Origin of the sequence: Schumannella sp. 10F1B-5-1 (assembly GCF_006517535.1) — a bacterium.
Classification (GTDB): Bacteria; Actinomycetota; Actinomycetes; order Actinomycetales; family Microbacteriaceae; genus Schumannella.
Genome location: NZ_VHQH01000172.1, coordinates 1 through 233, shown reverse-complemented (window position 1 = coordinate 233; position 233 = coordinate 1). Strand labels below are relative to the sequence as shown.

At 67.4% G+C, this 233-nt stretch carries 1 protein-coding gene; it reads left to right on the top strand.

Translation table 11 applies throughout. The features are described 5' to 3' along the window. Positions 1 to 233: hypothetical protein (locus FJ658_RS16415; RefSeq protein WP_219995794.1), on the top strand; the 233-nt coding region annotated here is incomplete at both ends.

Below are 233 nucleotides of genomic sequence, written 5' to 3'. Positions count from 1 at the left end.
CATGGCGTTCAAGGACGAGCGCGGGCGCAACGACCTCGCCACCGACAACAAGACGATCCGCTTCGCCCGATTCCCTCACCCCGGTGCGCCGTTCCACCTGCTCGACAGCGCCGTGCCCTTCTCTCCCGTCGAAGGCCCTTCCCTGTTCCGACGCGATGGCGAGTGGGTGGTCATCTTCGACCGCTTCCTCGAAGACGCCTACGCCGCCGCCACCAGCCGGGATTGCCTCCGCT